General features: G+C 71.5%; 11 protein-coding genes. 8 read left to right on the forward strand and 3 right to left on the reverse strand.

Annotation, left to right across the window (positions count from 1 at the left end):
• Window positions 1–5 precede the first annotated feature (5 nt).
• A complete protein-coding gene (locus ACFYY2_RS15945) occupies window positions 6–986 on the reverse strand; it encodes an alpha-ketoacid dehydrogenase subunit beta (protein WP_388742636.1) in 981 nt (326 codons plus the stop codon).
• Window positions 987–988: 2 nt separating this feature from the next.
• Window positions 989–2,137, reverse strand: a complete 1,149-nt coding sequence (gene pdhA / locus ACFYY2_RS15950; RefSeq protein WP_388742638.1) for a pyruvate dehydrogenase (acetyl-transferring) E1 component subunit alpha — start codon at window positions 2,135–2,137, stop codon at window positions 989–991.
• A 346-nt stretch (window positions 2,138–2,483) separates the two neighbouring features.
• Here pdhA and ACFYY2_RS15955 point away from each other — a divergent pair, with 346 nt between their 5' ends.
• From ACFYY2_RS15955 to ACFYY2_RS15965, 3 genes are all read left to right on the forward strand, one after another.
• Complete coding sequence (locus ACFYY2_RS15955) at window positions 2,484–3,143, forward strand: response regulator (protein WP_388742641.1); 660 nt, start codon at window positions 2,484–2,486, stop codon at window positions 3,141–3,143.
• 85 nt (window positions 3,144–3,228) lie between these two features.
• On the forward strand, window positions 3,229–3,804 hold the full coding sequence (locus ACFYY2_RS15960; RefSeq protein WP_388742643.1) for a pyridoxamine 5'-phosphate oxidase family protein: 576 nt from the start codon (window positions 3,229–3,231) through the stop codon (window positions 3,802–3,804).
• An 82-nt stretch (window positions 3,805–3,886) separates the two neighbouring features.
• Entirely contained in the window at window positions 3,887–4,885 is a 999-nt protein-coding gene (locus tag ACFYY2_RS15965; protein WP_388743406.1) for a phosphotransferase, read from the forward strand.
• 19 nt (window positions 4,886–4,904) lie between these two features.
• Here the strand turns inward: ACFYY2_RS15965 and ACFYY2_RS15970 are convergent, their stop codons facing one another.
• Window positions 4,905–6,509, reverse strand: a complete 1,605-nt coding sequence (locus ACFYY2_RS15970) for a protein kinase (RefSeq protein ID WP_388742646.1) — start codon at window positions 6,507–6,509, stop codon at window positions 4,905–4,907.
• Between the two features lie 295 nt (window positions 6,510–6,804).
• On the opposite strand from ACFYY2_RS15970, the gene ACFYY2_RS15975 reads away from it, so the two are divergent.
• The 5 genes from ACFYY2_RS15975 (at window position 6,805) to ACFYY2_RS15995 (ending at window position 13,865) form a co-directional block, all read left to right on the forward strand.
• The gene (locus ACFYY2_RS15975) at window positions 6,805–8,439 is read left to right on the forward strand and encodes a protein kinase (protein WP_388742649.1); all 1,635 of its coding nucleotides are present in this window, start codon (window positions 6,805–6,807) and stop codon (window positions 8,437–8,439) included.
• A gap of 482 nt (window positions 8,440–8,921) precedes the next feature.
• Entirely contained in the window at window positions 8,922–9,338 is a 417-nt protein-coding gene (locus tag ACFYY2_RS15980) for a hypothetical protein (protein WP_388742652.1), read from the forward strand.
• A gap of 97 nt (window positions 9,339–9,435) precedes the next feature.
• Window positions 9,436–10,050 carry a PadR family transcriptional regulator gene (locus tag ACFYY2_RS15985; RefSeq protein ID WP_388742655.1) on the forward strand — a complete coding sequence of 205 codons (615 nt, stop codon included), beginning with the start codon at window positions 9,436–9,438 and terminating at the stop codon, window positions 10,048–10,050.
• Between the two features lie 195 nt (window positions 10,051–10,245).
• The gene (locus tag ACFYY2_RS15990) at window positions 10,246–11,010 is read left to right on the forward strand and encodes an ABC transporter ATP-binding protein (protein ID WP_388742658.1); all 765 of its coding nucleotides are present in this window, start codon (window positions 10,246–10,248) and stop codon (window positions 11,008–11,010) included.
• Window positions 11,007–13,865 carry an ABC transporter permease gene (locus ACFYY2_RS15995; protein WP_388742661.1) on the forward strand — a complete coding sequence of 953 codons (2,859 nt, stop codon included), beginning with the start codon at window positions 11,007–11,009 and terminating at the stop codon, window positions 13,863–13,865. The genes ACFYY2_RS15990 and ACFYY2_RS15995 overlap by 4 nt, the downstream gene beginning before the upstream one ends.
• The last annotated feature ends 55 nt before the right edge of the window (window positions 13,866–13,920 follow it).

Genomic DNA, 13,920 nt, shown 5'->3' on the forward strand with positions numbered 1-13,920 from the left:
TCTCCTCAGTACGCCAGCGAGCGGTCGACGGCGTCGAGCACCCGGTCGAGACCCGGCAGGTACTCGTCCTCGAGCCTGGCCGGCGGGTAGGGGGCGTGGTAGCCGCCGACCCTGAGCACCGGCGCTTCGAGGTGGTAGAAGCAGCGCTCCGTGATCCGGGCGGCGATCTCGGCACCCGATCCGTAGAACACCGGCGCCTCGTGGACCACGACGAGCCGGCCCGTCTTCTCGACGGACGCCTGTACGGCGTCGAAGTCGATCGGGGACATCGACCGCAGGTCCAGGACCTCGAGGGACTTGCCCTCCTCCTGCGCCGCGGCGGCGGCCTCCAGGCAGACCTTCACCATCGGGCCGTACGCGACGAGCGTGAGGTCGGAGCCCTCACGCGCCACGACGGCCTTGTGGAGGGGGAGGGGGATCGACTCGGTGTCCAGGTCCCCCTTGTCCCAGTACCGCCGCTTGGGCTCGAAGAAGATGACCGGGTCGTCGCTCTGGACGGCCTGCTGCATCATCCAGTAGGCGTCGCTCGCGTTGGACGGCGAGACGACCTTCAGGCCCGCCACGTGCGCGAACAGCGCCTCGGGCGACTCGCTGTGGTGCTCGACGGCACCGATGCCGCCGCCGTACGGGATGCGGATGACGACCGGCATCTTGATCTTGCCGAGCGCGCGGGCGTGCATCTTGGCGAGCTGCGTGACGATCTGGTCGTACGCGGGGAAGACGAAACCGTCGAACTGGATCTCCACGATCGGCCGGTAGCCGCGCAGGGCCAGGCCGATCGCCGTACCGACGATGCCGGACTCGGCGAGCGGGGTGTCGATGACACGGTCCTCGCCGAAGTCCTTCTGGAGCCCGTCCGTGATGCGGAAGACCCCGCCGAGCTTGCCGACGTCCTCACCCATGATGAGGACCTTGGGGTCGGTCTCCAGGGCCTTGCGCAGCGACTCGTTGAGTGCCTTCGCGATGGACAACTTCTGGGCGGCCATGACTAGTTGCCCTCCTCGGCGAACGATGCCTGGTAGGCGGCGAACTGGGCGCGCTCCTCGTCGACGAGCGGGTTGCCGTCGGCGTAGGTGTGGTCGAAGATCGCCATCCGGTCGGGGTCGGGCATGGCCCGCACCGCCTCACGCACCCGCTTGCCGAGGGCCTCGCTCTCCTCCTCCAGCGCGGCGAAGAACGCGGCGTCGGCGAGGTCCTGCTTCTCCAGGTACGTGCGCAGCCGCAGGATCGGGTCCTTGGCCTCCCACGCCACCCGCTCCTCGTCCGCCCGGTACTTGGTCGGGTCGTCGGAGGTGGTGTGGGCGCCCATCCGGTAGGTGAACGCCTCGACGAGGGTGGGCCCCTCGCCCCGGCGGGCGCGCTCCAGCGCCGACCGGGTGACGGCCAGGCACGCCAGGACGTCGTTGCCGTCGACCCGGACACCGGGGAAGCCGAACCCCTGCGCGCGCTGGTACAGCGGCACGCGCATCTGCTTCTCGGTCGGCTCGGAGATCGCCCACTGGTTGTTCTGGCAGAAGAACACGACGGGGGCGTTGTAGACGGCGGAGAAGGTGAAGGCCTCCGCGACGTCGCCCTGGCTGGAAGCACCGTCACCGAAGTACGCGACCACGGCCGAGTCGGCACCGTCCTTGGCGACGCCCATGGCGTAGCCGGTGGCGTGCAGCGTCTGCGAGCCGATGACGATCGTGTACAGGTGGAAGTTGTTGGTGCTCGGGTCCCAGCCGCCGTGGTTCACCCCGCGGAACATCCCGAGCAGATTCGTGGGGTCGACACCCCGGCACCACGCCACACCGTGTTCCCGGTAGGTCGGGAAGACGTAGTCGTCGTCGCGCAGGGCGCGGCCCGAGCCGATCTGTGCGGCTTCCTGGCCGAGCAGCGAGGCCCACAGGCCCAGCTCGCCCTGACGCTGCAGCGCGGTGGCCTCGGCGTCGAAGCGCCGGGTCAGGACCATGTCCCGGTAGAGGCCGCGGAGCTCGTCCGGGCTCAGGTCGATCTCGAAGTCCGGGTGCTCGACGCGCTCACCTTCCGGCGTCAGCAGCTGTACCAGCTGGGGCTCGGAACTCTGTGGCGTCTTCGCGGCGCTGGTCCGCTTGCTGCTGCGTCGCGGTTTGCGCGCGGCAGTGCTCTCCACGGTCACGTGCGTGCTCCTCCGTCGGTCCGGCCCCCGGGATGGCCGGGAACCAGTGCGGCTCGCCTGTGTCCGGACCCGTGCACGGGGTGGGTGCCGCTGGCCGGGAACAGGCGTGACAGGTGTCCCGGCGAGCGTCCTTTCACAAGCACGTTACCCAGTGCACCGCACAACTGCGAAACACCTTGTGACCTGCGATTTTGCTTGGATTTCCAAGTAAATCGCAAAAACCGCGAAGTCTTGCTGGTCACAGCACTGGCAACAGCCTGGCAGGCGGCCGGAACAACGGCACGTTATCCCGCGCCGCCAGTGCCAGGGAAGGGCGGACGACAAAGGAGTGTGTGAGACTTCGAATGTGCGCGAAGAAGGAAAAATCACGGTATTCCTGCTCGATGATCACGAAGTGGTGCGGCGCGGCGTCCATGAGCTGCTTTCCGCCGAGGGGGACATCGAGGTCGTCGGGGAGGCCGGCACGGCGGCGGACGCACTCACCCGGATCCCGGCGACGCGTCCCGACGTGGCGGTCCTCGACGTGCGGCTGCCCGACGGCAGCGGGGTGGAGGTCTGCCGCGAGGTCCGCTCGGCGGACGACCGCATCAAGTGCCTGATGCTCACCTCGTACGCCGACGACGAGGCACTCTTCGACGCGATCATGGCGGGTGCCTCGGGCTACGTCCTGAAGGCCATCCGCGGCAACGAGCTGCTCAGCGCCGTCCGGGACGTCGCGGCGGGCAAGTCCCTGCTCGACCCCGTGGCCACCGCCCGCGTGCTGGAGCGCCTGCGCGAGGGGAAGAACGGCAAGGGGGACGACCGGCTCGCCGGTCTGACCGAGCAGGAGCGCAAGATCCTCGACCTGATCGGCGAGGGCCTGACGAACCGGGTGATCGGCGAGCGGCTGCACCTCGCCGAGAAGACCATCAAGAACTACGTCTCCAGCCTCCTGGCCAAACTGGGGATGGAGCGGCGCTCGCAGGCCGCGGCCTACGTGGCGAGGCTCCAGGCCGAGAGGCGCTGAGCGCCGGGCGCGGGGACCTTCGTCCCGAGCCGCGGGGGCCGCGGACCCTTACCCCGCGTCGACGGCGTACCGGAGAGTGGAGCGCATGCTCTTCTCCAGCCCCTGTGACACCGCGCCGGGCGCCGGTCCGGCATCCACCTCCGGTGCGGCCGCCGGTTTCGCCGCCGCTCCGGCCTCCGGCTCACCTTCCGCTCCGGCCGCCGGCCCCTGCGGAGTGCCCGGTCGCGAGTCCGGCCCCGCCCCGGTCCCCGGCTTCACCCACGGCAGGGCCCGCGCCATCGAGCTGCTGGCCGGCGTGCGCCACGGCCGGATCGCCATGAGCATGCGCGCCCTGCCGTTCCTGGCCGTGGCCCGGCACCTGGTGGTCGAGGGCCGCGTCGTCCTGCGGATGCACAGGGGGCTCGGCTTCCACGAGTCCTGCGACGGCAGCGTCGTGGCCTACGGGGCGGACAACCTCGACGCCCCGGCGCCCGACGGGGAGACCCGCTGGTCGGTGCAGTTCACCGGCCCCGCCGAGATCGTCCACCCCTCCTCCGACCAGCGAGAACTCTTCGGTCCCGGCCCGTCGGAGGTGAACGGCGAGCGCTTCGATCCCGTCTATCTGCGACTCGATCCGCAGCTCGCACGCATGCACACTCTGAGCTACAGCGCAAGTCCGTAAATCCAGCCACGCAGCGTCACCTAACATGTGGCGAGTGCTGCGCTCATCTGTGACCCTTCCACCTGTTCCTCCGGTCGGCGAGGTGCTGCGCCGCTACCCCGCCGCCGGCGAGCCCCTCGCCTGCGAACCCCTGAACAAGGGCCTGCTCAACCACGGTTACCGCGTGTCCACCACCCGGGGTTCGTACTTCCTCAAGCACCACCTGGACAAGCACCACCTCGACGACGCCAGCGGTGATCACGACACGATCGTGAGGCAGCACCGGGCGACCCAGCAGTTGCACTCGCTCGGTGTGCCCGTCGCACCTCCCCTGGCGGACACGCACGGTGACACGGTCACCGTCATCGACGGGCAGCGCTACGCCCTGCACCACTGGGTGGACGGCCTCCACCGGGACGGCGCCCAGCTGACGACCGCCCAGTCGCGGCGCCTCGGAGCGCTGCTCGGCGCCGTGCACACCGGGCTCGAACAGGTCATGGGTGACGACCGGCCGCCTTCCGTGCGGGGACAGAGTCCGCATCCCGCCGACACGTTCGCGCTGATCGACGAGTTGCTGTCGGCCGCCGGGGGCCTGGGCCCCCGGGACGCCTTCGACGAGCTCGCCGTGCACCGGCTCGTCGAGCGCCGCGCCCTGCTGGAACAGCACGCGCACCGCCGGCCGCCCACGCCCGGGGGGTCCGCGCGGGGCTGGGTGCACGGTGACTTCCACCCCTTGAACCTGCTCTACCGGGGTGCCGATCCCGTCGCGATCGTGGACTGGGACCGGCTCGGCGTACAGCCGCGCGCGGAGGAGGCGGTGCGGGCGGCGGCCATCTTCTTCGTCCGGCCCGACGGGGAACTGGAGCTGGAGAAGGTCCGGGCGTACGCCCGCGCCTACCGGCGCGCGGCCGGCGCCGGAGCCGCCGAGATGGCGGCCGCGGTGCACCGGGTCTGGTGGGAGCGGCTCAACGACTTCTGGATACTGCGCTGGCGCTACCGCCTCCACGACCGCAGGGCCGACCCGCAGTTCCCTGCGGTGTCGGCCCTGGCGGTGTGGTGGACGCGTGAGTACGAGGCGGTCGGCGAGGCCTTCACTTCGTGAGGCCCCGCCCCCGCGGCCGTCAGGTGCCGGCGGTGGTACCCGTCGTCGTGCCCGCCGCGGCGCCCGCCGAGGTCCCCGCGGGGGTCCCGGCCGTGGCGCCGTCCGTGGTCCCGCCGTCGGGCTCTCCGGCGCTGCCCTCGTCGGTGCTGCCTTCGGAGGTGCCGCCGTCGTCACCGGTGCCACCGTCCGTCGTCGTGGCGCCCTCGGTCGTACCGGGGTCGGACGACGTGGGCGTCTCGGTCGGCTTCTTGGTCGGCTCGGTCGGGTCGTCGGACGGCGTGTACGTCGGCTCCCTGGTGGGCCACGTCTGACCGCTCGTGGAGTCGGCGGGTTCCTCCGTCTCCTCCGTCTCCTCGTCCGTGGGATCCGGTGACTCCGGCGACTCGGTCGGGGAGACCGAGGTGGAGGGGCTGGACGGGGTCTTCTTGTTCTTGTCGTTGTCGTTCGCCGCGTTGACGGCGAAGGCGACGCCCACGCCGATCGCGATGAGCGCGAGCAGGACGAAGAGCCACATCTTGCCGCGGCCGCCGCCGTTGTGGTGCCCGCCGGCGTACGCCCCGTCGTCCGGGTTCATGGGCGGCAGGATCGGACCCTGCGAGGTCTCCCCGTGCATGGGGTGACCCATCGCGGCGGTGCCGCCGCCGATGTTCATCGCTGCCGTGCGACCACCGTCGTGCACGGTGACCGGGCCGGTGTTCCACGTGCCGGTGTGCCCGCCCTGCACCTGCAGCATCTGCAGGCTGTACTGGACGAGGCCGCGCATCTCCTCGGCACTCTGGAACCGGTCGTCCGGGTCCTTGGCCAGGGAGCGCATGACGAGGCCGTCCAGCTCCGGCGGGACGGCTCCGGCTGCCTCGGAGGGCGGGAGCGGCATGTCCTGCACGTGCTGGTACACGACGGAGAGCGGCGTCTCGCCGGTGAACGGGGGCCGCAGCGCCAGCAGTTCGTACAGCAGGCAGCCGGTGGCGTACAGGTCGGAGCGGTGGTCGACCGCCTTGCCGAGCGCCTGCTCGGGGGAGAGGTACTGCGGGGTGCCCATGACCATGCCGGTCTGTGTCATCGTCGACTGCACGCCGTGCAGCGCGCGGGCGATGCCGAAGTCCATCACCTTGACCGCACCGGAGTGCGTGATGATCACGTTCGCCGGCTTGATGTCACGGTGCACGATGCCGTGCTGGTGGGAGTACGCCAGTGCCTCCAGCACGCCGGAGACGATGATCAGCGCCTGCTCGGGCGGCGGCGCCTCGGCCTCCAGCAGCAGGTCGCGGATGGTGTTGCCCTCGACCAGCTCCATCACGATGTAGGGCACGGTCGAGCCGCCCACGACGTCCTCGCCGGAGTCGTACACCGCCACGATCGCATGGTGGTTGAGCCCCGCGACGGACTGCGCCTCACGCGTGAAGCGCGCCTTGGAGACGGGGTCCTCGGCGAGATCGGAGCGCAGCAGTTTCACCGCGACCGTGCGCCCCAGACGGACGTCCTCCGCTGCGTAGACCTCGGCCATGCCGCCGCGGCCGAGCCGGTGCGTCATGCGGTAGCGGCCGTCTCCGACCACACCGCCGACACCCCAGGAGTCGGTGCCATCCGAAACTCCGCCGCCGTTTGCTTCGGATCCGGGTGCCATCAGTCCTCGCCGTCGTATCTGTCCGCGCGTCCGCGGGTTCTCACGGTGCCTTGCTGCATCGCCACGTCACGCTACAGCCTCTGTCGGGCCCCACCGGTTTCGAGAGTGACGGGCCATCCAATCGGCTGGCGCGCCGCCTGCGCAAATTCCATGTTCGTCCTGTAACGCTTCCGAGACGCTTCTTGTGCGTAGGGTCACGGAACGGGCACCCGGCTTGACGTGTCGTACCCCTCGGGCAGACTTGGCCCGTAACAGGGATCACGCGTCCGCCCGGGCGCCGGGGGGGATGCGAGTCATGAGCCACGACGGCGCACAGGGGCGGTACGCGGGCGGTTCCGTGGCCGGCGGCCGCTACCAGCTCCGCGACCTGCTCGGCGAAGGCGGGATGGCGTCCGTCTACCTCGCCTACGACTCCGCCCTCGACCGCCAGGTCGCCATCAAGACGCTGCACACCGAGCTGGGCCGTGAGCAGTCCTTCCGCGAGCGTTTCCGGCGCGAGGCACAGGCGGTCGCCAAGCTCCAGCACACCAACATCGTCTCGGTGTTCGACACGGGCGAGGACGAGCTCGGCGGCGCCCTGATGCCGTACATCGTCATGGAGTACGTCGAGGGGCAGCCGCTCGGCTCCGTACTCCAGTCGGACATCCGGCAGTTCGGCGCGATGCCGGCCGAGAAGGCGCTCAAGGTGACGGCCGACGTGCTGGCCGCCCTGGAGACCAGCCACGAGATGGGGCTGGTCCACCGCGACATCAAGCCCGGCAACGTGATGATGACCAAGCGCGGCGTGGTCAAGGTCATGGACTTCGGCATCGCCCGGGCCATGCAGTCGGGCGTCACGTCGATGACCCAGACCGGCATGGTCGTCGGCACCCCCCAGTACCTCTCCCCCGAGCAGGCACTCGGCCGCGGCGTCGACGCGCGCTCCGACCTGTACTCGGTCGGCATCATGCTCTTCCAGCTGCTGACGGGGCGCCTCCCGTTCGACGCGGACTCCCCGCTCGCCATCGCCTACGCGCATGTGCAGGAGGAGCCGGTCGCACCGTCGAGCATCAACCGGTCGGTCACGCCCGCGATGGACGCCCTGGTCGCCCGTGCGCTGAAAAAGAACCCGAACGAGCGCTTCCCCAGCGCCGCGGCCATGCAGGACGAGATCGCCCGCGTGCTCAGCGCGAGCGGTCCCGCCGGCGCTCCGGCGATCGTCGGCGGCAGCGGCCCGGCGAACAGCGGCTCGGGAGTCGGTTCGGCGGTCTTCCCGCCCGTCGGCCAGACCACGCCGCCGCAGCACAGCGTGCAGACGCCGTACCAGCCGCAGCCCCACCACCACCAGCAGCAGCACCAGCCCGGCCCCTACGGCTCGCCGACCCCCGCGCCCACACCGGGATACGGCTACCCCCAGGCGCCGCAGCAGTACGGGGCACCGGCGCACCCGGGACACGGGACGCCGCCTCCGTACACGATGGCGCCGCAGACCTCCACGGGCGGGAGCGGCGGGTCCGGCCGGAACATGCCGGTCGTGGTGAGCGCGATCGTGGTCGCCCTCGTCGCCGTCGGCGGGCTGATCGCGTTCCTCAACATGGACGGGGACGCGGAGAACGGCAAGGGCGGTGACCCCGGCTCCAGCGAGTCCGCTGCGGCCGGCGAGCACAAGCCGCCGGAGCGCAACCGGACGATGGACACCGAGGACTGCACCGACGCCACGGAGGACACCGACGACCCGGCGAAGGTCCAGGCCCCGAACTTCATCTACAAGGACATCATCTCCGCGAAGTCCTGTGCCGCGGCGGCCGGTTGGACGGTCAAGGTCGTCAAGGTGGAGGGCAACACCTACGCCGAGGACCAGGTCGTCGACCAGTTCCCGACATCGGGGACGGCGGTGGCGGAGCGCGGCGCCCACTTCGAGCTGCGTATCGCCACGGGCGATCCGGCCTGAGCTTTCGGATTCCGGGAGCCGTCCGGGCTGGTGCCGCCGCCTGAGCTGCCGGACCACGGCCTGCGGGGTTCTCGGGCCGCCGGGTACCGGAGTCAGGTGGCTCCGGAGCCTCGGGCTCCAGGAGTCCGGGGGCGCACCGGGGGTACCGGAGTCCCGGCTGCCGTACTCCGCGAGCGACCTTTGGCCGCATTCCAGATGCCGGACACATCAGCACATGTGACGCTGATCTCATGCCTCCAGGACTCCTGGTCTCACGGCCGTCACGCTATGCGGCCTGCCTGGTGTTGGCGGCCGGGGCGGCGCTGGGCCCACCGGCCTGGGCCCACGGATCCGACGGCACCGCCTCGTCGCTACGGAGCCGTCCGGCACCTGCCACGACCATGACACCGTCGGCATACACGGCGCGAGGCACGGCTACGGCGTCCGGGGCCTCCGTGACGTACGGGGTGTACAGGGCGCACGCGGCCTCCGGGGGGTACGGCGTGTCCGGGGCTTCCGTGGCGTACGGCGCATCCGGAGCGTCCGGGGCGGGCACGGCGGCCGTGGCGTTCTCGCGCCGCTCGGCCTCCCCCGACGAAAGCCCCTCCGCCGAGGAGTCACCGCTGGCCGGGCGGCAGGCCGGGGAGGGCCGGGCGCGACCGGGGCGGTCGCTGTCCTCCGTCGACGTCGCGGACTCCGAGGCGGCGGACGAGATGCCGCCGGACCCGGACCCTGCCGGAGTCCCCGAGTTCACGCCACCGCCGGACGCGTTCCCCGAGCCCGGCGAGACCGCGAGGCAGAGGCGGTCGCTGGACGTGGCCGCCATGCGACAGGTGCGGGACGTGTCGCTGGGCAGCGGGATCGCTCTGGTCGGGCTGGGCCTGGCGTTCCTGGCGCTCCGCATCCGCCGGACGACCTGACCTGAGCCGAGCGGACCGCAGCGGCTCCGGCTCTTCCGTGGCTCAAAGTTCCCCGCGGCGCTTGCGGAGATCGACATACTGGGTATACATACTGAGTATGTCGATCCGCCACGGGCTGCTGGCCCTCCTTGAGCGGGGGCCTCGGTACGGCTCCCAGCTCCGCACCGAATTCGAGTCGCGCACCGGCGCCACCTGGCCGCTGAACGTCGGCCAGGTCTACACGACCCTCAGCCGCCTGGAGCGGGACGGCATGGTCGCCCAGGACGGCAAGGACGACGCGGGCCACGCCCTCTACGCGATCACGGGCGACGGCCGGACCGAGTTGCGCAGCTGGTTCGAGACCCCCGTGGACCGAAACAGCCCGCCCCGCGACGAACTGGCCATCAAGCTCGCCATGGCCGTCGGCGCCCCCGGGGTCGACATCAGGGCGGTCATCCAGGCGCAGCGCAGCCACACGCTGAAGGCGATGCAGGACTACACGCGGCTGAAGGCTCAGGCACTCGCCGAGGATCCGGCCGACCGCGACGCCATCGCCTGGCTGCTCGTCGTGGAGCAGTTGATCTTCCAGGCCGAGGCGGAGGCGCGCTGGCTGGATCACTGCGAGTCCCGCCTCGTCCGGCTCGCGGCCGCCGCAGCGACCGAACCGGCCCCGGCCACCGGCCTGGGCTCCGCCCGCACCGCCGCCAGCCCCGGGCCCCGCGTCCGGCACTGACCGGAGGCCCCGAACCGACAGCGCCCGTATCCGGTCGGCGGTCAGCCCGCCGACCCGACAGCCCACGCCCCGACAGCCCGTGCCCCGGCAGTCCGACGACCCGGCCCACCGGGCGCAACTCCCACCTCGCACCTCGCCCGACACACGGGGCGCGTCCTCGCGCGGCCTCGTCGTTCCTAGGGGGAACACCTCACCATGCCCTCGTCCGTCACCCCGTCGTCCGCCGTTCCGACGGCGGACGCGCCCGTCCTGGAGCTGCGGTCGCTCACCCGCACCCACGGTTCCGGAATCGCCCAGGTCCACGCACTGCGCGGGGTCAGCCTCTCCGTACGAGCCGGCGAGCTCGTCGCCGTGATGGGTCCTTCCGGCTCCGGCAAGTCCACACTCCTGACCCTGGCCGGTGGTCTCGACACCGCGACCGGCGGCCAGGTCGTGATCGAGGGCCAGGACATCTCCGCACTCGGCCGCAAGGGCCTCGCGGCACTGCGCCGTCGCAGCGTCGGCTACGTCTTCCAGGACTACAACCTCATCCCGGCCCTCACCGCAGCGGAGAACATCGCCCTGCCGCGTGAGCTGGATGGCGTCTCCGTGCGCAAGGCCCGCAAGGAGGCACTCGCCGCGCTGGAGGAGATGCGGCTCTCAGAGATCGCGGACCGCTTCCCGGACGAGATGTCCGGCGGCCAGCAGCAGCGCGTCGCCATAGCCCGGGCCCTCGTCGGCGACCGCCGTCTGGTCCTCGCGGACGAGCCGACCGGCGCGCTCGACTCGGAAACCGGCGAGGCCGTCCTGGCCCTGCTGCGCGGGCGCTGCGACGAGGGCGCGGCCGGTGTCATGGTGACGCACGAGCCCCGCTACGCGGCCTGGGCGGACCGTGTCGTCTTCCTCCGTGACGGGTCCGTCGTGGACCAGACCCTCTCCTCCGGTGCCGAGTCGCTGCTGGCCGGAGAGGGTGCCGCGTGAGTGTCCTGAGCGGGTGGCGTGCCGCCCTGCGGATCGCGCGCCGTGACGCCCTGCGCGCCAAGGGACGCAGCGCGCTCGTCGTCGCCATGATCGCCCTCCCCGTCCTCGGCGTGACCGCCGTCGACGTCACCTATCGCAGCTCCACGCCCACGAAGGCCGAGGAACTGACGGCCGACATGGGTTCGGCGGACGCGGTGTTCAGCTCGGCCGGCATCGGCCCCGTACCCGTCGAGCAGCTGCCCGACCTCCGGACCTACGACACCCCGCCCGGCTCGCCGAAGACGTCCGAGGACACGGCGGAGCCGGTCGACGTACCGGGTGCCCTCCCGAAGGGGTCCCGGTACGTCACCGAGCAGTTCGTGCCCGCCACGGTCACCACACGGCACGGCATCTCCCACATCGACATCATCGAGCTGCGCACCTCCGACCCGATGGTCCGCGGCAAACTCGACCTGATCGACGGGGCCTATCCCCGGGGCAAGGGCGAGGTCGTCGCCACCGAGCACTTCCTCGAGTCGGCGGGCCTGCACATCGGATCCCGCACCACACTGCGCGGCCCCGAGCAGACGTACACGATCACCGGCAGCGTCGAACTGCACAGCGCGCTCGGGGCTTCCATGCTGTACGCCGAGCCCGGCACGGTCGTCGCACCGTGGAAGGAGGCGGCCGCCCGCGACAAAAGGATCGTCCCGCCCAACCCCGGGGACATGAGGTGGCTGGTCCGGGGCTCGGACGGTGCCGGGATCACCTGGCCCGACGTGCTCGCGGCCAACGAGAAGGGCGTCCTGGCGCTGTCCCGGCAGGTCGCGCTCGACCCGCCACCGGACTCAGAGGTGCCCCTGGCATCCCGCGCCGGGGAAGGCTTCCCCGACAGCTCGCCGGAGACGAGTGCGGCGGTGCTGACGGTCGTCGCGATGGCGATGCTGGAGATCGTGCTGCTGGCGGGTCCCGCTTTCGCGGTCGGCGCGCGTCGGTCGCGCAGGCAGCTCGGCCTCGTCGGTACCTGCGGAGGCGACAGGAGTCACGTGCGGGCGGTGGTGCTCGCCGGCGGTGTGGTGCTCGGCGGGTCCGGCGCCGTGGTCGGAGTGGCCGCCGGTCTCGGGCTGACCGCACTGTTCCGCCCGTTGATCGAAGCCTGGTCCGGGAGCCGCTTCGGCGGACTCGCAATCCGCCCGTGGGAACTGCTGGCGATCGCCCTGCTCGGACTCACGACCGGGATCCTGGCGGCGCTGGTCCCCGCGATCGTGGCCGGCCGCCAGTCCGTACTGGAATCGCTGACCGGGCGCCGTGGAGCACGCCGGAATTCCCGTGTCCTGCCCGTCCTGGGGTGTGTGGCGCTGGCCGGAGGTGTGACGGTCGCCGTCGTCGGCGGCACCACGGGTGACGCGAACCTGGTCGCCGGCGGCTCGATCGTCGCGGAGCTCGGAATGCTCGCGTGCATCCCGGTGATCGTCGGATTCCTGGGCCGGCTCGGCTCCCGGCTGCCGCTCTCCCCGCGGATGGCACTGCGCGACGCAGCCCGCAACCGGGGGCGCACAGCACCCGCCGTCGCCGCCGTGATGGCCGCCGTCGCGGGCACCGTGGCCATCGCCACCTACACGGCCGGGGTGAACGCGGAGCACGCGTACGACTACGTGCCCACGCTCGCACCCGGCACGGTCGCGCTCCTGGGGAGCAGGGCACCGGGGCCCGACTCGCTCCCCCTCTCCCGGGTCGCCGTCGAACAGAACGTGCCCGTCCGCGGTGGCCGTGCCGACTTCGCACGTGTCTGGGCAGGATCCGACTGCCGCGTCTACTACGAGGAGGGGGACGGCTGCGGCACGATCGAGCTCGTCAAACCGGCCGGAGAGAGCCACCGCTGCCCGCTCGAGGGTGCGGGAGCCCGGAAGCTCGCCGGAGGACTCTCCGCCGCCGCGCACAAGAAGCTGATGGGCACGCCCGCCTGTGTCGACGCCCGCCCCCAGCCCGTCCCGTTCGATGCGGGTGAGGCCAAGATCCTGGTGGGCGGCGCCTCCGTGCTCACCTCCTACGCGAAGCTCGACGACCCGGCGGCGGCCCGGGCGCTCGCCGACGGCACACCCGTGCTGCTCAATCCGGCGTACGCGGACCATGGCCGGGTCACCCTCCGGGCCGTGCACACCTACAGCGAGCGCGACAAGGAGAACCGGAAGCTGCACCCCGGCAGGGCCAGGACCACCACGAGCCGGCTGAAGGTGTACGTCGCGCCCGCAAGGTACGCCGCCACCCCGGGCATCCGCATGATCATGCCCCGGAGGACCGCGGACCGGATGGGCCTGCATACCGAGGACTACGGCAGCTTCTACACGGTCGCACGCCCGCCCACGGACGCCGAACAGCAGGCGGTGAGCGCGGCGTTCGCGCAGCTCGGATACGGTGCCTTCCTTAAGACCGAGCACGTGCCGAGCTCCCAGGACGAGGATCTCGTCCTACTGATCCTCGCCCTGTTCGCGGGCGTGGTGACCCTGGGCGCGGCCGCGATCACGACCGGTCTGGCCAAGGCCGACGCGGACGCGGACCTCACGACGCTCAGCGCAGTGGGCGCACCCCCTGGTGTGCGGCGGTCCCTCTCCGGTTTCCAGTGCCTGGTGGTCGCGCTCACCGGCGTGCTGCTCGGCACGGTGGCGGGGATCGTGCCTGCCGTGGCGCTGCGGCTCATCGACCTGCGCAAGGCGATGCAGTTGATGCGGGAGCAGCCGATGGATTCCGCGTACACACCCATCGTGCTGCCGTGGGAGACCATCGGCCTGCTGGCCCTGGTCGTTCCGGTCCTGGCGGGGCTGCTGGCCGCCGCGTTCGCGGGTTCCCGGGCTGCCGCGACCCGTCGCGCGGGATGAGCCAAGGGGGCTGACCGGTGTTCCGGTGCCCCCGGAGAGGGTGATCTTCCCTTTC

Origin of the sequence: Streptomyces sp. NPDC001822 (assembly GCF_042892135.1) — a bacterium.
Lineage (GTDB): Bacteria > Actinomycetota > Actinomycetes > Streptomycetales > Streptomycetaceae > Streptomyces.

What these genes read in the sequence shown, in the direction of transcription:
- ACFYY2_RS15945 (WP_388742636.1), bottom strand. Translation starts at nt 986, where the DNA reads ATGGCCGCCCAGAAGTTGTCCATCGCGAAGGCACTCAACGAGTCGCTG.
- ACFYY2_RS15960 (WP_388742643.1), top strand. Translation starts at nt 3,229, where the DNA reads ATGCTCTTCTCCAGCCCCTGTGACACCGCGCCGGGCGCCGGTCCGGCA.
- ACFYY2_RS15970 (WP_388742646.1), bottom strand. Translation starts at nt 6,509, where the DNA reads ATGGCACCCGGATCCGAAGCAAACGGCGGCGGAGTTTCGGATGGCACC.
- ACFYY2_RS15975 (WP_388742649.1), top strand. Translation starts at nt 6,805, where the DNA reads ATGAGCCACGACGGCGCACAGGGGCGGTACGCGGGCGGTTCCGTGGCC.
- ACFYY2_RS15985 (WP_388742655.1), top strand. Translation starts at nt 9,436, where the DNA reads ATGTCGATCCGCCACGGGCTGCTGGCCCTCCTTGAGCGGGGGCCTCGG.
- ACFYY2_RS15990 (WP_388742658.1), top strand. Translation starts at nt 10,246, where the DNA reads ATGCCCTCGTCCGTCACCCCGTCGTCCGCCGTTCCGACGGCGGACGCG.